Source organism: Rubrilithobacter danxiaensis (assembly GCF_047272945.1).
Taxonomy (GTDB): Bacteria; Bacteroidota; Bacteroidia; order Sphingobacteriales; family Sphingobacteriaceae; genus Rubrolithibacter; species Rubrolithibacter danxiaensis.
This window is the reverse complement of record NZ_JBKOPS010000002.1, coordinates 290657-314723: the sequence shown is the minus strand read 5'-3', so window position 1 is coordinate 314723 and position 24067 is coordinate 290657. Positions and strand designations below refer to the sequence as shown.

Sequence of the window (24067 nt, the reverse complement as noted above, 5' to 3'; positions counted from 1 at the left end):
TAAAAAAATCTGTTAGAATGATTCTTGTAACAGGTGCTACAGGATTTTTAGGTTCTGAGCTTGTTCTGCAATTACTTACCAAAGGAGAGCGTATCCGGGCAGTTAAAAGAGCAGGTTCGGTAATACCCGAAATTCTGAGGGGAAAAGATCAGATAGAATGGGCAACAGCCGATATATTGGATTATTATTCGTTAGAAGATGCTTTTGAAGGTATTACCAAAGTTTATCATTGCGCCGCCCTTATTTCCTTTGATCCCGACGATAAAAATCAACTGATTAAACAGAATGCCGAAGGGACGGCGAATGTAGTGAATCTTTGTTTCCAGAATAATATTGAGAAACTGATTCATGTAAGTTCGGTAGCTGCAATCGGCGAAGCAAAAAAAGACCGGTTAATAACAGAAAACGACCACTGGGAATTCGATGGCAGGCAGCATGCTTATTCTATTTCTAAATACCAGGCCGAAATGGAAGTATGGAGGGCTATTGCAGAAGGATTAAATGCAGCAATCGTGAATCCCTCATTAATAATAGGTAAAAATGCCGGTAAAAAGGGAAGCGGGCAACTGTTTGAAACTGTAAAAAAAGGGATGAAATTTTACCCCAGCGGCAGTTGTGGATTAGTGGATGTGGAAGACGTTGCAAAAATTATGATTGTATTGATGGAAAGTGATATTTCGGGCGAACGATTCCTGGTAAATGCTGAAAACTGGAACTATAAAAGCCTTTTTAATGAAATTGCAAGTAGTTTAGGCATTAAGGCTCCTTCTGCAGAAGCAAAACCCTGGATGCTGGGACTGGCCTGGAGAAGCGCAAAAATTGTCTCACTTATAACAGGAAAGAAATTTGGAATAACAAAAGGTACTGCAAGAAGCGCCAGTAAAATCCATGAATATTCTAACGAAAAGATAAAAAGTACCCTTAATTTTACATTCAAACCTATAAAGCAAACTATTAAAGAAATTTGTGAATCTCTGAAAGAACATACACGTGAATAAAAACTTTTACATTATTGATTTTGACAGCACCTTTACCCAGGTTGAAGCATTAGACGAATTAGCAACAATTTCACTGAAAGACCATCCGGACAGGGAATTAATTTATAAACAGATTGAAGATTTCACCAATGCAGCAATGGAGGGAAGGCTTTCTTTCAGGGAAAGTTTAACAAAAAGGGTTCAGTTACTGCATGCAAACCAGCAGCACCTAAAACAACTGGTATCCCGGCTGAAGAAAAAGGTTTCTGCATCCTTCTCAAGAAATAAAACGTTTTTTCATAAGCATGCAGATGACGTGATGATCGTTTCGGGAGGATTTAAAGAGTTTATAACACCGGTAGTGCTGCCTTATGGAATCAAAAAGGAAAATATTTATGCCAATACTTTCGTATTTGACGATGAAGGAAATATTATTGGCTATGATACTGGAAACCCGCTTTCTGAAGAAGGAGGAAAGGTAAAACTGCTGCGTCATTTAAATTTAGAGGGTAATATTTTCGGCATAGGAGATGGCCATTCTGATTTTCAATTAAAAGAATCGGGCTTAATTCAGAAATTTTACGCTTTTACCGAAAACATCGCACGTAAAAATGTTTTGGAAAAAGCAGATCATGTTACACCCAGCTTTGACGAATTTCTTTATGTAAATAATCTGCCACGTGCTATATCGTATCCAAAGAACCGGATTTTGTGTCTGATAGTAGGCAATGTTCCCGAACAGGCTATAACTATTTTAAAAAAAGACGGATTCTCTATCAGACATAAAACTGCTGTTGAAGATAAATACATTGCCGATATCGGCATGCTGCTGCTCGGAGATGGCGAGAAACTGGAAGAAGAAAAACTTGCAAGAGCGGTAAAGCTTAAAACAATCGGTTACCTGGGAAATATCCGCAACAAAATTTCTTTGGAACTGGCTACCGAAATGGGAATTGTCGTTTTCGATGATCCGAAAAATAACCCTCGAAACGCCCAGTTTATTCCAAGAAGAATAGCTGATTTTATTAATAAAGGCGACACTTATTTAAGCTGTAACTTTCCAAATCTGCTTCTTCCCAAAGTGGATAAAGGAACCCGTTTATTGCACATCCATAAAAACGTTCCCGGAGTAATGGCACAGATCAACCAGATATTTGCTAAAAACGGAATGAATATAGTAGGACAGTTTTTAATGACAAACCCTCAAATTGGTTATGTAATTACAGATGTAACGTCGCAATATGATAATAAAGTTTTAAAAGAATTAAAGCAGATAGAAAACACCATTAAATTCCGGGTACTTTATTAATTAGTTAAATTACTCATAAAAAACTGCAAAACAGGAAAGTTCGTATGTACCTGTATGAAGTTACTTTTTGCCGTTATTTTAGTGATATGTTTAGGTTGCAGTAATGAGGAGAAAGAAGTCCTGACTCCTTCATTACAGCTTACGAACGAAAAAAGCCTCAACTTCCTTGCCTTAGGGGATTCCTATACCATTGGTACTTCTGTCAGTCCTGCTGAATCTTATCCCTATCAACTATCAGATTCAGTGAAAACTGATAGCATAACCTTAAAAAAAGTAAAAATAATTGCGCAAAATGGCTGGACTACTGCTGATTTAATACAAGCCCTTGAAAAAGAACAACCTGAAGGTAAATTCGACATAGTTACACTTTTAATAGGTGTTAATAATCAATTTCAGAGAGGCTCAATTGAACGTTATGAAAAGGAGTTTAAAGAGCTGCTTGATAGGGCATTGAAATATTCCGGAGGTGTAAAAAGCCATGTCTTCGTATTATCTATTCCTGATTATGGAGTAACCCCTTTCGGTGGGAACGACCCGGAGATAAGTAAAGAAATAGATGCCTTTAACACTGCAAATAAAAATATAACAGAAACCGCCGGCATTAATTATGTCGATATAACTTCTATATCACGTTTGGCAAAAAATGATTCATCTCTTCTCGCCCGCGACGGGCTGCATCCTTCTGCAAAAATGTATGCAATGTGGGTAGAAAAGCTAAAAGAAGCGCTTTTAAAACAGGACTTTTAAACCTACATACCAGGCAGTTTAACTCCGGCATTTTTCAGGTCATTTACCAGCTTTTCCTGCAATTGCAGTTTTACATCCTGAAATCCGTGCGCATTTACCCAGATATTAATCATTAGTTTATACCCATCGGTATCAATTACCGAAACCCCTATTCTTGGAGCGGGATTCTTAAGAATATTTTTAGTAGTATTAATAAACTGATAAATTATATCTTTTGTCGCACCGATATCAGTGCCAAAACCGAACTTCATTTCAATATCCAAACGACGTTTACCCTGCCTGCTGATATTGATGATTACTTCATTGGAAAGCTTGCTGTTGGGGATAATAACTGTTTTATTATCGTATGTTGTAACTACTGTATAAAATATCTGTATAGAGGAAACCGTCCCTTCCTGACCCTGAGCCAGAATATTGTCTCCTACCTTGAAGGGTTTCAATAGAAGGATAATTACTCCACTGGCAAAATTCTGTAAGGTTCCGGATAAAGCTAAACCGGCTGCTACCGATACGGCACCAATGATAGTAGTAAAAATGGTAAGTTCAACACCGGCAATCTGCATAATGCCGATTATCAGCAGCACCTGCAGGCTTATAATGATCAGGCTTTGCAAAAAAGGACGGAGTGAGGGATCCAGTTCCCTGCGGTGCATTCCTGCCACAAGCCATTTACGAATCAGCTTAATAAACCACAAGCCGAGAAATAAAACAATAACAGCAAGAATAAAACTTGGACCGTGATTAATGATCCAGGTATATCCTTTATCATACAATTTTTCAGGATTCATTAAAACTAAACGATAAGAGCGGATAATATTTTAGGAGCTTCTAAAACTATCCATTCAAACACTCTGGTACGAGAAGGAATATATTTATTCATCTATACCAGTTCTTTAAAAATTATGCCAATGTATTAAAATGCCTCCTAGGAAGTATTTAAAGATAGATTTGTTTAAAATACTATACACTTGCTAAAAACAAATCCCGGATTTTTGCGACCCGGGATTCATAAAGATAGTATTAAGGTTTATGAAATTACATCATTCCACCCATTCCGCCACCCATTGGAGGCATACCGGCACCGGCTTTTTCATCTTCCGCTTCATCTGCTAATACACACTCTGTAGTTAACAGCATAGCTGCAATAGATGCTGCATTTTCTAATGCTACACGTGAAACTTTAGTTGGATCGATAACACCAGCTCCGATTAAGTTTTCGTAAGCATCTGTACGGGCGTTATATCCATAATCTGCAGTTCCTTCTTTTACTTTCTGAACAACAATAGATCCTTCAATACCTGCGTTTTCACAGATCTGACGTAAAGGCTCTTCAATTGCCCGGCGAATGATTTGGATACCTGTGTTTTCATCTTCATTAGCGCCTTTTAGGTTAGCTAAAGCTTCAACAGCACGTATGAAAGCAACACCACCACCGGCAACAATACCTTCTTCTACCGCAGCACGGGTTGCATGTAAAGCATCATCAACACGGTCTTTCTTTTCTTTCATTTCAACCTCGGTAGCAGCACCAACATAAAGAACTGCAACACCACCAGCTAATTTTGCCAACCGCTCTTGTAATTTTTCACGATCGTAATCAGAAGTTGTAGTTTCTATCTGAGCTTTGATCTGGTTAACGCGGGCTTTAATATCATCAGATTGACCTGCGCCGTTAATAACAGTTGTGTTATCTTTATCAACAACAACTTTTTCAGCCTGACCCAGGTAAGAAAGATCAGCGTTTTCTAATTTATAACCTCTTTCTTCAGAGATAACTGTACCACCTGTTAAGATAGCGATATCTTCAAGCATTGCTTTACGACGATCGCCGAAGCCAGGAGCTTTAACAGCAACTACTTTTAAAGATCCGCGAATTTTGTTAACTACAAGAGTTGCTAACGCTTCGCCGTCAAGATCTTCAGAAATAATTAATAGAGGTTTACCAGTTTGCACTTGTTTTTCTAATACCGGAAGCAATTCTTTCATGCTGCTGATCTTTTTGTCATAGATCAGGATGTAAGGATTGTCTAATTCTGCCTCCATCTTGTCAGCATTGGTAACAAAATAAGGAGAAAGGTAACCGCGATCAAACTGCATACCTTCTACAGTTTTAACTTCAGTTTCTGTACCTTTTGCCTCTTCAACAGTTATAACACCGTCTTTACCAACTTTACCCATTGCTTCAGCAATTAACGATCCGATAACTTCGTCGTTGTTTGCAGAAATAGAAGCTACTTGTTTGATTTTATTATTGTCTTCACCTACAGTTTGCGACTGGCTTCTTAGATTTTCAACAACAGCAGCAACTGCCTTGTCGATACCACGTTTTAAATCCATTGGATTAGCACCTGCAGCTACGTTTTTAATACCTGCAGTTACAATTGCCTGAGCTAAAACTGTTGCGGTAGTAGTACCATCACCTGCTATATCAGCAGTTTTTGATGCTACTTCTTTAACCATCTGAGCTCCCATATTCTCTAAAGAATCTTTTAATTCGATTTCTTTAGCAACAGTTACACCGTCTTTTGTGATAGACGGAGAGCCGAATTTCTTATCAATAATAACATTACGACCTTTTGGTCCAAGAGTTACCTTAACCGCGTTGGCTAAGATATCAACGCCTCTTTTCAGAGCGTCACGAGCTTCAACATTGTATTTTACTTGCTTTGCCATTTTTTAAGATTTTAGATGTGAGATTTTAGATGTGAGACTTAAGTCAAACAGCCAAATCTCTTGTGTCATTAGTTTAATTATTTTGCTGATATTATTTCTGATACGGATATTCTTATCCGATAGCTATCGGCACTAATACCTCTTTACAGAACTGCGTAAATATCAGACTCACGCATAATCAGATACTCTTTACCATCATACGTAATTTCGGTACCAGCATATTTACCATATAAAACCTGATCTCCTACCTTAACTGTTAATGGCTCATCTTTTTTGCCTTCTCCAACGGCAACTACAGTTCCTCTCTGAGGTTTTTCTTTAGCTGTGTCAGGGATGTAAATACCCGAAGCTGTTTTCTCTTCTGCAGGAGCAGCTTCAACTACTACTCGGTCTGCAATCGGTTTAATATTCAATGCCATAAGTGTATTGTTTATTATTTAAGTTTTCTGAGCCTTGATTCTCACTTTTTATGCCAAACGGATTTAAACCGTCCGGAAAGAATACTTCTTGTCAAAATTTCATTTTAAAGAAAAAATCTGTTTCTGATTGATGATACAAAATGTCATGCTGTCAGCCAAATGTCAGAACAAATGGAAAACAAAAAAGGCTCCTTTAAGGAGCCTTCAGCTATATTTTCAAATTTATTTCTTTGTGGTATCTTTTATTCCGGGAAGTGAAGGACTTACAGGAGCAGCTACCGCTGGTTTATTAATTTGCTTTTGTAATTCATCCCCCTGGCTGTTGGTGCTTCCGGCTTTAGGCATCGTAACATTTATCAGCAATGCCAGAACCATTAAAATAATAGTTAAGGTCCAGGTTCCTTTTTCAAGGAAATCTCCTGTACGCTGAACTCCCATAACATTCGAGCCGGTAAAGCCTGAAGCCAAACCGCCTCCCTTTGGATTCTGGACCAGAATGATCAATCCCAACAAAACACAGACAATAATTGCCAGAATAACTAGTGCGTAATACATATATAATTAGCTTATTTTCTTTTCTAACTCAATAATTTGACCGGCAAAGTAAGTGCTTTTTTCCGGAAATTTCAAACTTAATTTTTTATAAGTATCTATTGCTTTATGATATAGCATTTGTTCAATATAGATTTGAGCCAAAGTTTCGGATACAAGATCAAAATTATCTTCAGAACTTTTACGGGCTTTGTTCTCTGTATCTAATTTTTCAGATTTAGGAGGGCGAATTTGCGGTTCTTCTTTTATAAACCTTTCTATCAGGTCCTCTTCTTTCTTATTGACAACAGGGTTATCGGCAGAATATGAAGATTCATCAATCGCATCCGGAGGGAGCGGAACCTGTAAGTGGAAAATATTCTCAATAATCTGGTGGTTGAGTTCCTCCTGCCCCTGCGTTTTACCAGGCTTTAGCGGAACAGGATGAAAGCTTACATAAGGCTGATATGTATCAGAATACTCTTTTCTTGTTTTATGAAGCCACCACAGAAAAGTAAAAGGCATTTTATCATCATTATATTTTGATAGGTCTTTACTTTCCGTTTTATGTTCCGGGCTTTCTTTACCTGCCGAAACCGCAACTTCTTCTTCAACAGCTTCAGGAAAGGCACTTTCTGTTTTTTGCTTCAAGGGATCCGCCGCAGATTGGTCAAAAACAAAATAATCAGCAGCAGCAATGCTGTCAAAAATCGGTTCTGTCTTTGCCTGATTTTCTGCTTTTTCAGTACCTGAATCTTCAGTTAAATGAACGTTCTGATTCTCTGATTCCTTTTCAAAAAGAAATGGAAATTCTGCTTCCGGAATGATTGTTTCTACTTCATTCCGCGGGTCGCCGTGAGTTGATGCTTCAGTTGTGGCTTCAAACACTGAAATTTCTGAAATACTTTCAGCCTCTTCTTCAGCAGTCTCTTCCTGCCTTTCTCCAGGAATTTCCTGCTCAGCAACATCAGTTAAAATTTGTGAGGGATGATCTTCTTCTTCATCCTCAAGAATTTCTTCAGCCAGAAATTGGGTTTCTTCAGCACTCTCAGTTATACCAGCGTTACTTTGTGCAATTTCATCAACTTCATCTTCTGATACTACAATTTCATTGACATCATCAATAACTAATTCTTCAGTTTCACTCTGAACATTGCTTTCTGTTCTATTATTATCAATATAATTTAAGTCGTAGTTCTCTTCCCCCGGGTTTTCAAGGTTATTCACTACCCTGAATAAAACTTCCCGTTTTGGAATTACAACTGCGGCTACAGGCAAATAGTCATTAAACTTCTCCCCTTCATTTTTAAGTGCTAAAGCATACAGAACATGTAAAGGCTGGCAGTATGGATATTTTTCCAATAAACTTTCAAGCAGCCGCCGTTTTTCGTATCCAATGCTGCCATAACTCTTTAAAAGAGAAGAAAATTGTTCCTGATGTTCCTGAAAACTTTGTTCCACCTTTAGTTTATATTTCTCAAGTTCTGTTTTTACCAGTTAGCAAAAGCTCTGTTAAAAATATCTTCAGTAAGCATTTTATTTACTTCTGTAATCCGCTTCGATTCTTCCGACTGTATTGAACCCGGAAAATCTACTGACCGCGAAAAAGACTGCTCAAAACTTAACTCTGGTTTTAATGAATTAGTATATTTTACACTTATAGTAATAGAAAGGCGGTTCATACTGGCTCTTTGTACTTCATTGGCTTCCACAGCAACGGGCCTTATACTGTAATCGGTAATTCTTCCTTCAAAATTAGCATCTCCGGTGGTTCTTACCATGCTTAAGCGGGTTTGGGTTCTAATCCTGTCTTTCAGTGCTTCGGTAAATTGCTGACTTAAATACGGAACAACCAACGGTGCATTATTCTCAAAGAACTGCACAGAAACGGTTTTCATTTCTGCCGGTATTGATGCACCCGAAAATGAATAAATTCCGCAAGACTGGACGATACACATCAGCGGAAGCATAAACAGGCAAATTCTTTTAAATGATAAACTCATTGGTTATGTTAAAGATTTAACTCTTTTATTTTTCTGTATAATGTACGCTCTGAAATACCCAACTCCTGAGCTGCAAGTTTACGTTTTCCCTTGTGTTTTTTTAACGCTTTTTTTATAAGGTCTGATTCCTTTTCAACTAAAGATAAGGATTCTTCTACCTCTTCGGCATGGTGAGCAAAGTCAAAATTATGTGCTCCCTGATTATTCTTATCAGGCTGATGAATTGTTAAAGGCTGATGATCAGGTTCGGGCTGTGATGACAATTCAATATCCCGGTAAAGCTGGCTTATAAGATGCGGATTTTGAGATATTACAGGCGCACTTCCTCCATGCTGAATAATTTCTGCTACCAGTTTTTTCAGCTCCATCATATCCCTTTTCATATCGAATAAAACCTTGTACAAAATATCGCGTTCAGAAAAATCTTCTTTATTATCCCTGGCAACACGTACAGGCAAAGAGCTGGAAGATTCGACGGGGATGTAATTAGTAATTGATTCTGCAGTAAGATTACGGTCTTTTTCAAGAACAGCGATTTGTTCTGCAATATTTTTCAGCTGCCGTACATTTCCTGGCCAGCTGTAATTTATCAAAACCTGCTTTGCTCCTTCATCAAGCTGAACGTTCGGACTGCGGTATTTATCGGTAAAATCTGCAATAAATTTTCTGAACAATAAATAAATATCCTCTTTTCGCTCCCGTAAAGCAGGTATTTTAAGCGGCACCGTATTTAACCGGTAATACAAATCTTCTCTGAATTTGCCATTTTTTACTGCGTCAAACACATCCACATTAGTAGCAGCTATAACACGCACATTTGTTTTCTGAACTTTAGAAGAACCCACCCTCAAATATTCGCCTGTTTCCAGCACCCGTAAAAGGCGTGCCTGGGTGCCCAGCGGCAATTCTGCAACTTCATCCAGAAATATTGTTCCGCCGTTAACTACTTCAAAGTATCCCTTACGAGCTTCGTGAGCTCCGGTAAAAGATCCTTTTTCGTGGCCGAATAATTCAGAATCTATTGTTCCCTCAGGAATTGCGCCACAGTTCACGGCAATAAAAGGCCCGTGCTTACGTGCGCTTAACTGATGAATTATATGTGAAAAAACTTCCTTTCCGCTGCCGCTTTCACCGGTAATAAGCACAGATATATCGGTCGGTGCTACCTGCCGTGCAATATCAATTGCCCGGTTAAGTAATGGGGAGTTTCCAATTATCCCAAAACGGTTTTTTATATCCTGAGCGTCCATTTAATAAGTTGTAAGTTTTTAGTTGTAAGTTACAGGTCAAAAACTCGCTGTTACTCTATGTTGTAAATCCTGCTTATACCTTCAACTTTGCTTTTACTTCAGTTTACTATTCTTCCTATCAGCGTTGCCGGGGTACATTTTTCGGCAATAACATCTACATAATCGCCTGGTTTAAATCGTTCATCAACCGGAAAAACAATGGTTGAATTCCGATCATTCCGTCCTGAATAATCTTTATCGGATTTCTTAGAAAAGCCTTCAATTAACACTTTATGAACCTTGCCAATTTGTTCTGTAAGACGTTGATGTGAGTAAAACTGCTGCTTTGCAACAATTTCGTTTAACCTTCTTTTTTTCACATCTTCGGCAATGTCATCTTTGTATCGTTTAGCTGCTAAAGTGCCCGGGCGTTCAGAGTAAGTAAACATATACGCAAAATCGTATTGCACGTAATCCATCATACTGAGCGACTCCTGGTGTTCTTCTTCTGTTTCTGTACAAAAGCCGGCAATCATATCAGTAGAAATTCCACATTCAGGAATAATACGACGAATTGCATCCACCCTTTCCATATACCATGCACGATCGTAAGTACGGTTCATTAATTCCAATACTCTAGAATTACCAGACTGAACGGGCAAGTGAATATAGTTGCATATATTGTCGTAACGAGCAATGGTATATAAAACCTCATCGGTAATATCCTTGGGATGAGAAGTTGAAAACCTGACACGTAAAAGTGGATTCACCTGTGCAACGAGCTCCAGCAGACGGGCGAAATTTACCGGTTCCGCTCCTTCGGGTGTCCATTTGTATGAATCTACATTTTGTCCGAGTAAGGTTACTTCACGGTACCCCTGATTAAAAAGTTCTTCTGCCTCATTTACAACAGAATACGGATCGCGGCTGCGTTCCCTTCCACGGGTAAATGGAACCACGCAGAAAGAGCACATATTATCGCATCCCCTCATTATAGAAATAAACGCTGTTATTCCGTTTGAATTTAATCTTACGGGACTTATATCTGCGTATGTTTCTTCCCGTGACAATAATACGTTTACCGCCCGGTTTCCTTCGTCTACCTGTTCGATTAAATTTGGAAGATCACGGTATGAATCGGGACCAATAACCACGTCTACCAGTTTTTCCTCTTCCAGGAACTTGGATTTCAAACGTTCTGCCATACAGCCCAAAACCCCCACTACCATTCCAGGCTTGCGCACTTTGGCACTTCCAAACTCTTTAAGCCTGTTTCTTACACGTTGCTCGGCGTTTTCGCGAATAGAGCAGGTATTTATAAAAACCACATCGGCTTCCTTATAGTCGCCTGTAGTTTGAAAACCCATATCCATCATTATCGAGGCTACTATTTCACTGTCGGAGAAATTCATAGCGCAGCCATAGCTTTCGATGTAAAGCTTACGGTCATTATTTTTTGAACCCTTTTCAAGCACTAAAGCCTCTCCCTGCCTTGCTTCGTCATGCTCGCCTGCAGAAAGGCGTATCGTATCTTTTGAGCTGATTTGCGGATTGAACATATTCTAACTATTGGAGCGCAAAAATACTCTTTTTTTATATAAAATGACATTCTGACAGCAAGGGATTTGTAAAAAGAGAACTGTATAGTGGAAGTTTTTATTATTACATAATCTATAATTCATCCGCCAACAATTGTATTAAAAATTAAGTTCTTAGCTCTGATATTCATAAAAACTCTTTTTGTATTCATTTCAGCATTCTTGGTACAAACAAGCAGACTTATATGTTGGTTCATAGTTAAATGCGAAGAAAGAAGTTTTCCTCTCCAAGAATCTGGGCCTGGGTAGTTGCAATAACTGTTGTAGCTGCATTGTGCCTTTGGGGAATATATAAACAATATAGCAACAAGTTAAAACCTGCTCTGGAGACTCAGCTTAAAGAGTTGGTAATTGCATCTACTGACAGCCTTTACAGTATACAATATTCTTATCTGAACCTGAATCCGGTTACAGGCAATGCTACCGTTAAAGACCTGAAACTGATTCCGAACCAGTCGGTTTATAAAAAACTCTTGGCTCAAAAAAAGGCACCTGACAACCTGTTTGATTTAAGTGTCGAAAATGTAGTGATCAGACAATTTCATCCAAAAAGGCTTTATTCCGACAAAAAACTTAATATAAATACAATTATTATTGATAATCCAACGCTTACTATTACCAATCATCCGCTGCCTTATAATAACGATGAAGATAATACAAAGCCAAAATCGCTTTATCAGGTTATTTCCAAAGTCTTTACTGAAATACGGATAGATAAAATTTTATTACAGGATATTGATTTCACTTTAATTAATACGGGTAACTCCAGGAAAAAGAAAACGGCTATTAAAAACCTCAATATCAACGCTACAGATCTGCTGATTGATTCTTTATCGGAAAACGATCGTTCCAGGTTCTATCATTCAAAAAATATAGCTGTCAAGCTGAAGAGTTACCGTATAGCAACAAGTGATGGGCTGTACTTCATTGATTTCAATAACCTGTCATTCTCATCGTCAGACAAGCAATTGCTGCTTGATAAGGTTTCCGTGATTCCACGGTACTCCAAACTGAAACATTATGAAAAAGCAGGATTTGCTAAAGACAGGTACGATATCGGTTTCACGGGGATTTCAATCAATAAAATCAATTTAAACCGTTTCTTACGGGATCAAACCTTATATGCAGGCAACATGATCGTTAAAAAGGCACGTGTTGAAGTGTACAATAACATGGCTTATAAAAGAAATATGGAAAACAAAACGGGTCGTTTTCCTCACCAGCAATTACAAAAGCTTGCCTTAAATGTCAGGATCGATGTATTGAATATCAGAAACGCCCTTATCAGTTATTCTGAGTATAATCCCGATTCGAAAAGGACGGGTACCATTACTTTCAATAACACCAGTGCCAAATTTTCCAATCTGACAAATGATTCGGCCTCTCTGAAAAAGAATCATTTTATGAAAGCATCCTTAACAAGCCGCTTTATGGATGCAGGCAGATTTGAAACCAGCTTTAACTTTAATCTGACTGACACTAAGGGCGCTTTTAGTTGCACGGGAACACTATATAAAATTGATGGCACCGTTTTAAATAATATTACAAAGCCCCTCGGCTTGATAGAAATTAAAAGAGCTGATGTAAAAAAACTCACCTTTCATTTAAAAGCCAATAACACACTTGCTACCGGTACTATGCAATTTTATTACAGCAATTTGAATGTGCAGGTATTGAAACGCGATGAAGAAACCGGAAAACTGGAAACGAAAGGGTTCCTCTCACAGATTGCTAATATTTTTGTTGTCCACGAAAACAACCCAAACTTCCGGGGAGATTTTACACCTGGCACAATTTATTATAAACGACCTTATTATGCCTCGTTCTTTAGTTTTTTATGGAAGAGTCTGTTTACCGGAATTAAAGAAAGTGTTGGAGTAAGCAGTAAAAAAGAAAGAAAAATTAAAAATACAGCTTCCAAAATTGGCGGGTTTTTGCAAAAACTAAAGGAAAAACACGAAGAAAATAAAGCAGAAAGAGAAGAAAGAAGAGCGGAAAGACGTAAAGAAAGGGAAGAAAAAAAGGCAGAAAAAGAAGAAAAGAAAAAAGAGCAGGAAACAGAGGAACAGGACAGTTTAAAATCGAATTGAAATAAAAGATCTTCATCAACTATCCAGTTTTCCAGTAATTTAAAATCCGAACTTTCATATTTTTTCAGCATGGTTACAGGATCATAATAGGGCTTTAACAAAAAAGGGCTTAAGAAGCCCTTTTTCTATTTTTATACAGCATAATTCCATCCAAACGGATCGGGTTTTAACCCGTATCGAATGTCATTTAAAGCTGCCAACGCTTTGTTTGAAAATTCTGCATTATCCGGGTCAGGCAAATTATACTGAGTTCCTTCGTAACTGATTGAAGCGATTTTAGTTATGGTAGCAGCGGTGCCCACACCAAAAGCCTCGGTTACTTTTCCTGTTTTAAGACCTTCAATAATTTCAGCGACACTCACCCTGCGTTCTTCTACTTCAATATCCCAGCTTCGGGCTAAAATTGTAATCGTATCCCGGGTAACGCCTTTTAAAATAGTGTCGCGGGTAGATGGAGTTACAAGTTTACCATCCAGCATAAACATTATATTTGCGGTGCCAAGCTCTTCAATATAAGCATGCTCCTTCGAGTCGGTCCAGATTAACTGATCAAAGCCTTCTTTTACCGCTTCGCTTGCAGGAAGCAAAGATCCGGCATAATTTCCTGCAGCTTTCGCAAAACCAAAGCCTCCCTCACTCGCCCTGGAATAGTTTGTTTCTATTTTGACTTTTAAGTTTGCAGAATAGTATGCGCCGGCAGGGCCTGTTAAAACGATGTATTTATAGGTTAAAGACGGACGAACTCCAAGATACGGATCGGTAGCAAACATAAACGGGCGAATATAGAGCGAAGTGCCCAGTTCGGTTGGAATCCAAACGCGGTCTGTATCAACCAATGATGCAATGCTCTGAACAAAAATATCTTCCGGAAGCGCAGGCATACTGAGCCTTTCCGCAGAACGGTTAAAGCGTTCGGCATTTTTATACGGTCTAAATAAAGCCACTTTCCCATCTGCATGCTTATATGCCTTCAGCCCTTCAAAAAAAGCCTGTCCGTAATGGAGGACTGAAATTGCCGGACTGAGCGATAAATTTCCATAAGGAATTATTTCAAAATTCTTCCACTGCCCATCTGCATAGTCTGCTACAAACATGTGATCGGAAAATATCTTCCCAAATCCTATATCATTAAAGTCTGTTTCCTGCAAACGCGATGCATTGGTTCTGTTAATTTTAATATCCAATGTATCAGTCATTTGTTAATAATTTGTCGAGCTGCAAATAAACAGTTTTTATTGGATTTTTTTTAGTCAAAGTGAAGAATTAAGAGATGAGGAAGCGGGTTATTCAATATACTTCTTTGTTAACGCTTGTTTTCAATGTAGAATAGCTTTAGATTGTTGTGTTGCAGGTATCATCCTTGTTCCTGCCCCCAAGATCAAATACCTGTTTATTGGTACTTAAGATTATCCAAAAGTTAAAGTGCTGACATTACATGCCAACACTTTAAAGCTCTGATTCTGAGGTTATGCTGCTTCCTCTTTAAGGCTTTCCATCTGTATAAAAAGTTTTTCTTTATCTCTTCTTACTTTCGGAAGATTCGCGTTCCAGTCATTTTCCGCATCGCGGTAACCTATTGAAAGTAAAGCCACGCTTTTTAAACGTTTCTCACCCAGCCCTAATAATCTGTCAAATTCCGCTGAATTAAATCCTTCCATCGGCGTTGCATCAATCTGTTCGTCTGCAGCTGCAACTAATGCAGTTCCCAGGGCAATGTAAGCCTGTCTTGCCGCCCAGTTAAAATTTTGCTCAGCAGGATTATTTACAATATTTAACAAGTATGCTTTTAAGGTACTGAGTGACTCTAAACTTACTTTCCTTATTTCTGCTGTCTGCTGAAGGTATTCGTCCACATCATCCAATGTAATATTTTCCCAGGCTGCAAATACTAAAAGATGAGAAGCCTCTGTAATTTGTGGCTGGTTGTTGGCTGCAGGTGCAAGTTGTTTCCTTAACTCCGGATCTTCAATCACTAATATGGAGTAAGGCTGTAAGCCGATGGATGATGCTGACAAACGAATGGCTTCTAAGATATTGTCAAGTTTCTCAGTCGGCACTTTTTTTCCGTTGTAACGTTTTGTAGCGTAGCGCCAGTTTAATTGATTGATAATGCTCATAATACAAGTATTTATATAAGTTACTTTTAGTAACTCAAAACTATTTAGTAACTTAGCAGCAAACAAGAAGGCATTATTTTATTACTCAGTATCATGGAAGTAACTCTTGAGAAAGCAGCGAAAGAACACGCAAAAGAAAATTCAGAACATTCTTTTTCTGACAAACAATTAACAAATGTTTTTTGCCCGATTAAAGATGTCCTTGATCGTGTCGCCGATAAATGGTCCATTTATGCCATAACAAAATTGGGGTGCAATGGCAAAATGCGATTTAACGAATTAAAGAAAGCGATCAGCGGAATTTCCCAGCGGATGCTGACAGTAACGCTTCGTCACCTCGAAGAAGACGGCTTAATTTCAAGAACCATTTATCCTGAAATCCCTCCACGGGTTGAATATGAGTTGACAGAATTGGGGAGGGGCTTACTGCAGCAATTAGTTTCCCTATCAAAGTGGGCAACAGAAAATATGGGTGAAATTCTTCATTCACGGGAGAGCCATTGCCCCAAAAAAGAAAATAGCATTTAATTAATGTTTGTATTTTAGCCTTATGCTAAACGAGAATCTTGATCCTGCTGCTGAACGTTTATCTTCTGCTGAACGCGAAATAGAAAAAGTACTTCGCCCTCAGGCATTTGAAGATTTTACAGGTCAGTATAAAGTGCTGGAAAACTTACGGATCTTTGTTAAAGCAGCCAAACTTCGGGGTGAGGCATTGGATCATGTTTTGCTCCATGGTCCTCCGGGATTAGGTAAAACTACCCTTTCAAACATTATTGCAAATGAAATGGGTGTGAATATAAAAATCACATCCGGGCCTGTTTTAGATAAACCGGGCGATCTTGCCGGACTTTTAACCAATCTGGAAAATGGCGATATTCTTTTTATAGATGAAATTCACCGCCTTAGTCCGCTGGTTGAAGAATACCTGTACTCTGCCATGGAAGATTTCCGCATTGATATTATGCTGGAATCCGGACCTAATGCACGCTCAGTGCAAATCTCTTTAAACCCGTTCACCCTGATTGGCGCAACAACCCGTTCAGGTTTGCTTACAGCTCCTTTAAGGGCAAGGTTTGGAATTAATTCGCGTTTAGAATATTACGATGCAAAACTATTAACCACGATTGTTTTGAGGTCAGCATCCATTTTAAAAACTCCCATTACCGAAGAAGGTGCTTTTGAAATTGCCCGTCGCAGTCGCGGAACACCCCGTATTGCAAATGCCCTGCTTCGCAGGACACGGGACTTTGCACAAATAAAAGGAAACGGAAAAATTGATACCGAAATTGCTAAATATGCACTTAATGCCTTAAATGTAGATGAACACGGCCTGGACGAAATGGATAACAAAATCCTGCTTACCATTATTGATAAATTTAAAGGAGGCCCGGTTGGATTAAAAACCATTGCTACAGCGGTTGGCGAAGATGAAGGTACAATTGAGGAGGTTTATGAACCCTTCCTTATCCAGGAAGGGTATATTATGAGGACATCCCGTGGCCGCGAATGCACTGAAGCAGCCTATAAACATTTAGGACGCTTAAAACACGGCGGAAGCGGCACTTTGTTTTAATAATACTGTAAAGATTAAAGCTGCCTGATCTTTATATTACGATACCATACTTCGCTGTGCCAGTCCTGTATGCCTATATTTCCCTGGAATTTCCCTTTTGCAAATGGCGCAGATTTTAAAAAGCTCTTTGAAACTGCTTGCTGCCAAACCGGGCTTTTCAAATTTATATCCTGTACTTTTTTCCCGTTTAAAAATACCATGAGCTTATTTTTTTGATGAATAACATGAAACTGGTTCCACTTGCCTACCGGTTTTAAAGTCGTGTTATTCGCTTTCATGATACCAAAAAAGTCTGCCGCCAGATGTTTATTATCTTTTTTTTCATCTTTATACACCGCATTATCAATTACCTGCAATTCAAGCCCTGTATCATACATGGATTTAAAAGCGGGTGATTCAGAAACAAAAAAGAAAACCCCATTATTAGCGTAAGGCGCAATTTTCCAATCAATTTTGAATTCAAAATCACCGGCAACTACCTGATCGGTTACAATATCACCGCCTTCTTCAGCACCCGTATTCAGTTTTATAGCTCCCTTATCTATAACCCATCTTTGCCCTACTGTTTTTTTGTTATAATTATGCCAGCCATTAAAATTCTTGCCATTAAAGAGTAATTTCCATCCGGAATTTTTCTCTGCAGACGTTAATGTATTAACGGATTGCGCCTGGGCGGCAGAAAGAAATAAAGAAAAAATTAATAAAAGCGATTTAAGTTTCATATTAGTTTAAGTTCTGTTAAACAAGCCTAAAATAGTATTTTATTTATTTTCCGTATTGTAGGTTATTGCAGCACAATTTTATTTTAAAAAAGGCCGGTGTTCGACTTTATCATAAAAGCCTCCAAACAAGTTTGTTTTAACAGCTTCTTCCTGAAACATAGAATGAGGAAAACCTATTTCAATCTTGCTTACTTCATCTAAACGTTTTAAATGATCCTGGCTAAGTACCAGATCAAGCGATTTAAAGTTTTCCTGTAATTGTTCTGGCTTTGTAGCACCAACAATTGGAATACATGAAAATCCTTGTTGCATGGTCCATTTTAATGCCACATTTGATGCTTTCACTCCAAGCTCTTCAGCTATTGCTACTACTTCCGAAGCAATCCTTTTACTCCTTTCATTTAAACGCAGGCTTCCTTCTTTGATCCTTCCCCTATCGCCTTTTAAATATTTGCCTGTTAAAGCTCCGCCGGCAAGCGGTGCCCATGGTAAAACCGTCATATTAAAATAATTGGCCATCGGAATGAGATCCCGCTCGGGAGTGCGCTGAATCAAACTGTACTCTATTTGTAAACCTATAAACCGCGACCAACCCATCAATTCCGCCAGTGTATTTGCCTTTGAAACAACCCAGGCAGGCGTATCAGAAATTGCAATGTAAAGCACTTTACCCTGACGCACCAAATCATCAAGCCCACGCATCACTTCATCAATAGGTGTTAAATTATCCCAGATGTGCAGGTATAAAACATCGATATAATCAGTATTTAATCTCTTCAGGCTCGCTTCTGCTGTTTGCATCATGGTTTTACGGCTATTGCCACTGGCATTTACGCTTTCCTTGTTTTCAAACAGACTGTATTTGGTTGCAACTACGTACTTATCACGCTCGCGAGCTATAAATTTACCCAGAAACTTTTCGCTGGTGCCTTTCGTGTAATAATTGGCAGTATCTAAAAAGTTGCCTCCTGCTTCGGTAAATACATTAAATATTTCCCGGCTCTGGGCTTCATCAGTTCCCCAGCCGTTTTCAGTGCCAAATCCCATTGTTCCGAGACAGATTTCAGACACTTTTAAGCCTGATCTTCCTAATAATTTATATTGCATGATTGAAGTGATTTTTAACGCAGACAGCTAAAATTATTGATCTTTTAACGGATATCCTAATTGCCGAACCTTTAACGACAGCTTATTGAAAATTTTTAAACTTTCTATAAGGATATTTGTGATAAGACAAGATTATCTTGTTCAACAAAAAATAGAAAAAGCAAAGAAACCTTCATTTACGATGAACTCACACTTTCAGAAATTTCGGAGATCAGGATCTTGCAATCCCGAAAAGAAATTAGTGTGTACTTCCTTTAACTTTAGTTAAGCGGCCCTAAAAATTAACGGGTAGAAATTTAAAGTTCATGCTACTCTCTCCCTCTAAGCGATGGATATCCCAAAGGCCAAAGAGCGAAATTTTAAAAATAAGACCGACAGTTTTAGATCCTCCCGGCTTTATTTTTTATCTATTTCAGCATCTTATCAGCAGCGAGTACCAGGAACATGAAATTAGACGAACCTCCTCCTAAAACATATTCTGTTTGCTGCCACAAATACGGCCAGGTCAATAATTCGGGATAATCTGGCCGGATCAGTGCTGTACCCGAACCTACTCCACCCGGAATATAGGACCACTCATCGCGATTATTACCATAAGCAACTGTTAATGATTTTGCTCCTACACCCGAAGCAAAAGAGGAAACATTTGTACCGGGATGAACTCCTAAAATAAAGTTCATGGCATGAAGCATATAATTTGCCGGGAAGATATCGGGATAAGCCGTGTGAAGGAAATATTGTTCCACCCCAAACTCCTGGATTCCCCAGCCCGCACCCCAAATATCCGGCCGGTAAGGCATTCCGTAAGGAGTTTCTTTTTCCTGTGCATCTACTTTTGCTTTCAGCCTTTTAACTGCTTCAATTATAGTATTCTTATAGTTTTTATCTTTTATTAAAGGTACGGTGCGGCCCACAACCCAACCGGTACGTTCAATATTTTTGCTAATGTCAGCGGTCATCCCCACTAAAAAATCTGCATACTTTTTATTTTTTGTACTAAGGAATAATTCTACTGCTGCATTAACCCGTTGCATTTTATTATTCTCTTTAGTACGAGTCCAAAGTTCTTCAGCTATTGCAAGACATTCTTTTGAAAGTTCGCCATTATACCCTTTCAAGGCTCTTGAAGCTACAGCAAGTCCGGTAGCCACTAAAAGTTCCCTTCCGGGATTCTCTTCCGTAAATACCCAACGGTCGTCCGGCGACCCAGGCAATCCGATAGCCGGAACAGGGTCAGGAGCTGTTGAAGCAGTAAAAACCTTATTATCAGTTTGTGAACTTGCATCTCCTAACAATACATACTGACGCAGGTCAGGTTCAATAATTCCCCGGTAAAGCCTCCCCAGCGATCGGTACCCGCCGACAATGGTTAACGCTCCGTGTTCAATCTGTTGAAGTATATCGTTTTTACCATCGGGCTGCTGAAGCTCTGCCACTTTAATTTTCTGATCGATGGTAGTGTTATCATATTTCACTCCAAATTCTTCAAACGCCAGAGAAAGTATCCGTATTTCGTCTGCCTGCGATTCCACACGCATATCATAATCGCCTGCGTCGTGCCATCCTCCCACATCCAGACCGGGAACATGCTCACCTGATTTATATTTTGTCAGGGTACTTGAACCCTGCAGGTAGCCATCAAAATGATTATGATTTACCGGAGCCATGCGGGCGTCGTCAAGGTGACATACGTCATGCCAAACCTTATAACGATCGTTAATACGCATGTGACACATTTGAACAGGCAGGAAATATTCGAGAACAGGCTGCCATACATTGCGTTCAAAAACCTGCTCGCTGATCTGGAAAGGACTTGTTTCATAGTCGCCGTATTTAACCTGATACATTCCAGGTTTTTCAACCTTTGTAAAATCAAACTGCAGGTAATGGTAGCGCAGGAAATCTCCCCATTCTTTCGGAGCGGTTTCTATCACTTTCTCCAGTCCGCCATTTTCCTTAATCCTGAAAAGAGTTACCGGATAACGTTTCGTATCAGTTTTGTCTGTTTCTATAACAGCAACTTTTTGCTGTTTCGGGTGATATCCTACCTGAGATACCTGCACTACAGGATCGTATTTCCAGCCGGGAATTGCATTGGGAGTAACAAGCCATTCAATGGCATTTTTTGTAGCGCCTTTAGGAACCAGAGAGCGAACTACAAACCAGCCGTTATTGTGCTTTGCCCGTCCGTCAATTAGCTGCAGTTCATTATCTTTTAAATTTTGGATCGTCATTGTCTGCCGCGGAGTTTCGGGAGCAATAACAAGCTTATGGCCTGTTGCCATCGGCTTTGTCTGGTATTCTTTATCTTTATCGTAAAAGCCGGGACCATTCAACTGCCGCGGAAATATTCCAAATTCTTTATCCATGTAAAAACTTTTACCGAAAAGAATACCCGGGAACAATTCGAAGTTAAATCCTACTTTTCCAATCCATTCATCGGGAAGGGCTTTGTCCAGATCAACAATTATTCTGAAAGATCTGCCCTCGGGCACTACACGGAGGTTATAACTAAAATTTAAATTCGGATAAATAATCGGGTTAAATCCCTTCCGGTTTTTATCCGGATCAGGATATTGCATTCTTACGCTTATTTCACCGGTAGAACGATCAACCATCCGTTTACCCACTTTCGGAACGGGTTGCCATTGCCCGGGAGTTGGTTCTAAACGAATATCCCCGTTGGTAGCTACCCGCAACCCGTTTTGTATTATACCTACTCCACCCTGATGGCTTTCAGGATAGAAATCATGTGCAAGCATTACATTCAATCCCGTCATTTCTAAATACTCCTGCTCGTTTAGGGTCAAATGGTCGGATGGATTTTTACTTTGAGCAAAAGAGGGGTAATATGCAGAACATGCGAAAAAAATTAAAAACCCGGATAGAGTTTTCCTGATTAAGGGTTCTTTCATAAATGAAGTTTTAGCGAAAAGGTTAGTTAATTACTTATTCAATTGGTAATCGCTAAAATAAAGAAGAAAAAAAAGATACAGGGACAAAAATGTTTCCAAATAGGTACTTATATGTTAACCTAGCTGTAAACTTTGCTGAGAATTAAGACATTGCAAAAAACAGTTTTGATTTCAACTCAATCCTGCATCATTATTTCGATTTTCTAAATTTCGCTTCTCATCCTGCAGTTTTTCAGCTTTATCAATAGAATGAGAACGATGAATATCGTCATCCTGCTCAGCTAAATCTGAAAGTTTTTTATAAAAACGCCTTAATTCATCTAACTCTTTTTCCCCCAGGTCTTCAATATCAACCATCCGATTACTGGTATGTCTGCTTGCAGCAATAAGTTCATTAAGCTTTAGCTGTATTGCTTTCGAATCTTTATTCTGGGCTTTCTGAATAAGAAATACCATCAGAAATGTAATAATAGAAGTTCCGGTATTAATAACAAGCTGCCAGCTGTCAGAATAGTGAAAAACAGAACCCGTAACAATCCATATAACTACTATTCCTATTGCAAATAAAAATGCGAATGAACTGCCGGCCCACCAGGTAATTTTATTTGCTACTCTTTCAAATAAATTTTTTGTCTGCTTTTCCATGAAGGTTGATTTTTATAATTCAACCTTGTATATAAGTCATGGTTTTTAAGAATTAGCATCCTGAGCATGTATCAGGTTCATGCCGAATGATGCGGCTATATTTGCTGAAAGTTTTTGCTTTACTTCTTCAAGAGGCACTTTTTTCCCAAGTTCCCTTTCCATAGAGGTAACATCCTTATCGTCAATTCCGCATGGGACTATATTGTTAAAATAATCCAGATCGGCATTTACATTAAATGCAAAGCCGTGCATTGTTACCCACCTGCTGCAGCGTACTCCCATTGCACAAATTTTTCTTGCTTTTTCATTATCTGCATCCAGCCATACACCAGTATATCCCGGATAACGCCCTGCTTGTATTCCATATTCTGCCAGGGTTAATATGACGGCTTCTTCTAACGTACGGAGGTATAAATGAATATCTGTAAAAAAATTATCCAGATCGAGAATGGGATACCCAACAATCTGGCCGGGACCGTGGTAAGTTATATCCCCTCCGCGATTAATTTTATAGAATGACGCGTTCTTCTCTTTTAGGCCGTTTTCATCCAGCAACAGATTTTCCGGCTTGCCGCTTTTACCTAAAGTATAAACATGCGGATGTTCTACAAAAACAAGGTAATTAGGTGTTAAAAGGTTTGTATCATTTATCCTGTTTTCAGTTTTTACCTGTACTATCTTAGAGAAAATTGCTTCCTGTTTATCCCAGGCCTGCCGATAATCCATCAAACCCCAGTCTTCAAAAAAAACATCCTTATTTTTCATACTTTTTCTGCAGCGCAATAACCGATCATGTAATCCTCAAATCTTTCAAAATAAACATCGAAAGTTCTGTTATCTTCCGTAGATTCTAAGCGGGCTTCAAATTTACCTTTTTCAGTATATGGGAAGGGCTTTAAATGGATGTGATCTTTGAAAGAAACGTTCCTTTTTCCCTGCAGCTTGTAAACTGCTTCCTTTGCACACCAGCAGATGTATAAATGATGCGTACGCTGTTCTTCACAAATAAATTCAAGTTCAGCATCTGTCATAAACTTGTTTGCAATTTTTTCAATTTTATTTCTGATCTGTTCAATATCAATTCCAACCTCTTTATCTTCACTTATCATTACCGCAGCATACTCAAACGAGTGGCTAAGTGAAATATGATAAGGGAAGTTGGTAAGAAAAGGTTTACCATGCTCGTCTATACGACAATCAATATAGGCCGGATCTCCCAGCATTTTTCTTAATAAAACCCGGGTACTTAGCCAGTGCAGGTGACGTTTACCACCATTCAAAGTTTCAAGATAATCGGTTTCGTGCTCCTTAAGCTGCAGCTGACTTAAAAGTTCTTCTTCTGTTTCCTCAATTTTCCACAAGCCAAAAGCAGTTGTCTTATCCAGCTCTTTGCGATATACCAGACTCAT

At 38.8% G+C, this 24067-nt stretch carries 22 protein-coding genes; 6 read left to right on the top strand and 16 right to left on the bottom strand.

Annotation, left to right across the window (positions count from 1 at the left end; translation table 11 throughout):
* Nucleotides 1–17: 17 nt before the first annotated feature.
* The 3 genes from ACLCDL_RS03480 to ACLCDL_RS03470 are packed head-to-tail and all read left to right on the top strand — an operon-like array spanning nt 18 to nt 3033.
* Nucleotides 18–998, top strand: coding sequence for an NAD-dependent epimerase/dehydratase family protein (locus ACLCDL_RS03480; RefSeq protein WP_423146793.1), 981 nt, complete (start codon nt 18–20; stop codon nt 996–998).
* On the top strand, nt 991–2286 hold the full coding sequence (locus ACLCDL_RS03475; protein WP_423146791.1) for an HAD-IB family phosphatase: 1296 nt from the start codon (nt 991–993) through the stop codon (nt 2284–2286). The genes ACLCDL_RS03480 and ACLCDL_RS03475 overlap by 8 nt, the downstream gene beginning before the upstream one ends.
* Before the next feature lie 54 nt (nt 2287–2340).
* Nucleotides 2341–3033, top strand: coding sequence for an SGNH/GDSL hydrolase family protein (locus ACLCDL_RS03470; RefSeq protein WP_423146789.1), 693 nt, complete (start codon nt 2341–2343; stop codon nt 3031–3033).
* A gap of 2 nt (nt 3034–3035) precedes the next feature.
* Here the strand turns inward: ACLCDL_RS03470 and ACLCDL_RS03465 are convergent, their stop codons facing one another.
* The 8 genes from ACLCDL_RS03465 to miaB all read right to left on the bottom strand — a co-directional run bounded on the left by ACLCDL_RS03465 (nt 3036) and on the right by miaB (nt 11447).
* The gene (locus ACLCDL_RS03465; RefSeq protein ID WP_423146787.1) at nt 3036–3821 is read right to left on the bottom strand and encodes a mechanosensitive ion channel family protein; all 786 of its coding nucleotides are present in this window, start codon (nt 3819–3821) and stop codon (nt 3036–3038) included.
* 247 nt (nt 3822–4068) lie between these two features.
* Nucleotides 4069–5706, bottom strand: coding sequence for a chaperonin GroEL (gene groL / locus ACLCDL_RS03460; RefSeq protein ID WP_423146785.1), 1638 nt, complete (start codon nt 5704–5706; stop codon nt 4069–4071).
* A 143-nt stretch (nt 5707–5849) separates the two neighbouring features.
* Nucleotides 5850–6125, bottom strand: a complete 276-nt coding sequence (locus tag ACLCDL_RS03455; RefSeq protein ID WP_423146783.1) for a co-chaperone GroES — start codon at nt 6123–6125, stop codon at nt 5850–5852.
* Nucleotides 6126–6347: 222 nt separating this feature from the next.
* Nucleotides 6348–6680, bottom strand: a complete 333-nt coding sequence (secG, locus tag ACLCDL_RS03450; protein WP_423146781.1) for a preprotein translocase subunit SecG — start codon at nt 6678–6680, stop codon at nt 6348–6350.
* Nucleotides 6681–6686: 6 nt separating this feature from the next.
* Nucleotides 6687–8117, bottom strand: a complete 1431-nt coding sequence (locus ACLCDL_RS03445; RefSeq protein ID WP_423146779.1) for a hypothetical protein — start codon at nt 8115–8117, stop codon at nt 6687–6689.
* Between the two features lie 29 nt (nt 8118–8146).
* Entirely contained in the window at nt 8147–8659 is a 513-nt protein-coding gene (locus ACLCDL_RS03440; RefSeq protein WP_423146777.1) for an LptE family protein, read from the bottom strand.
* Nucleotides 8660–8667: 8 nt separating this feature from the next.
* Nucleotides 8668–9909, bottom strand: a complete 1242-nt coding sequence (locus ACLCDL_RS03435; protein WP_423146775.1) for a sigma-54 interaction domain-containing protein — start codon at nt 9907–9909, stop codon at nt 8668–8670.
* 98 nt (nt 9910–10007) lie between these two features.
* A complete protein-coding gene (miaB, locus tag ACLCDL_RS03430) occupies nt 10008–11447 on the bottom strand; it encodes a tRNA (N6-isopentenyl adenosine(37)-C2)-methylthiotransferase MiaB (RefSeq protein WP_423146773.1) in 1440 nt (479 codons plus the stop codon).
* 242 nt (nt 11448–11689) lie between these two features.
* Between miaB and ACLCDL_RS03425 the strand changes: the two genes are divergently transcribed.
* Nucleotides 11690–13576 carry a hypothetical protein gene (locus ACLCDL_RS03425; RefSeq protein WP_423146771.1) on the top strand — a complete coding sequence of 629 codons (1887 nt, stop codon included), beginning with the start codon at nt 11690–11692 and terminating at the stop codon, nt 13574–13576.
* A gap of 131 nt (nt 13577–13707) precedes the next feature.
* On the opposite strand, the gene ACLCDL_RS03420 is transcribed toward ACLCDL_RS03425, so the two are convergent.
* The gene (locus ACLCDL_RS03420) at nt 13708–14772 is read right to left on the bottom strand and encodes a branched-chain amino acid aminotransferase (RefSeq protein WP_423146769.1); all 1065 of its coding nucleotides are present in this window, start codon (nt 14770–14772) and stop codon (nt 13708–13710) included.
* A gap of 270 nt (nt 14773–15042) precedes the next feature.
* Nucleotides 15043–15693, bottom strand: coding sequence for an NAD(P)H-dependent oxidoreductase (locus ACLCDL_RS03415; protein WP_423146767.1), 651 nt, complete (start codon nt 15691–15693; stop codon nt 15043–15045).
* Between the two features lie 93 nt (nt 15694–15786).
* Between ACLCDL_RS03415 and ACLCDL_RS03410 the strand changes: the two genes are divergently transcribed.
* A complete protein-coding gene (locus tag ACLCDL_RS03410) occupies nt 15787–16221 on the top strand; it encodes a winged helix-turn-helix transcriptional regulator (RefSeq protein ID WP_423146765.1) in 435 nt (144 codons plus the stop codon).
* Between the two features lie 22 nt (nt 16222–16243).
* Nucleotides 16244–17269, top strand: coding sequence for a Holliday junction branch migration DNA helicase RuvB (ruvB, locus tag ACLCDL_RS03405; protein ID WP_423146763.1), 1026 nt, complete (start codon nt 16244–16246; stop codon nt 17267–17269).
* A 14-nt stretch (nt 17270–17283) separates the two neighbouring features.
* On the opposite strand, the gene ACLCDL_RS03400 is transcribed toward ruvB, so the two are convergent.
* The 6 genes from ACLCDL_RS03400 to ACLCDL_RS03375 form a co-directional block, all read right to left on the bottom strand.
* Nucleotides 17284–17991, bottom strand: a complete 708-nt coding sequence (locus ACLCDL_RS03400; protein ID WP_423146761.1) for a 3-keto-disaccharide hydrolase — start codon at nt 17989–17991, stop codon at nt 17284–17286.
* A 78-nt stretch (nt 17992–18069) separates the two neighbouring features.
* A complete protein-coding gene (locus tag ACLCDL_RS03395) occupies nt 18070–19098 on the bottom strand; it encodes an aldo/keto reductase (RefSeq protein ID WP_423146759.1) in 1029 nt (342 codons plus the stop codon).
* Between the two features lie 407 nt (nt 19099–19505).
* The gene (locus tag ACLCDL_RS03390) at nt 19506–22013 is read right to left on the bottom strand and encodes a glycoside hydrolase family 9 protein (RefSeq protein WP_423146757.1); all 2508 of its coding nucleotides are present in this window, start codon (nt 22011–22013) and stop codon (nt 19506–19508) included.
* 171 nt (nt 22014–22184) lie between these two features.
* Entirely contained in the window at nt 22185–22658 is a 474-nt protein-coding gene (locus ACLCDL_RS03385; RefSeq protein ID WP_423146755.1) for a low affinity iron permease family protein, read from the bottom strand.
* A 45-nt stretch (nt 22659–22703) separates the two neighbouring features.
* Complete coding sequence (lipB, locus tag ACLCDL_RS03380; protein WP_423146753.1) at nt 22704–23423, bottom strand: lipoyl(octanoyl) transferase LipB; 720 nt, start codon at nt 23421–23423, stop codon at nt 22704–22706.
* A complete protein-coding gene (locus tag ACLCDL_RS03375) occupies nt 23420–24067 on the bottom strand; it encodes a 4'-phosphopantetheinyl transferase family protein (RefSeq protein ID WP_423146751.1) in 648 nt (215 codons plus the stop codon). The genes lipB and ACLCDL_RS03375 overlap by 4 nt, the downstream gene beginning before the upstream one ends.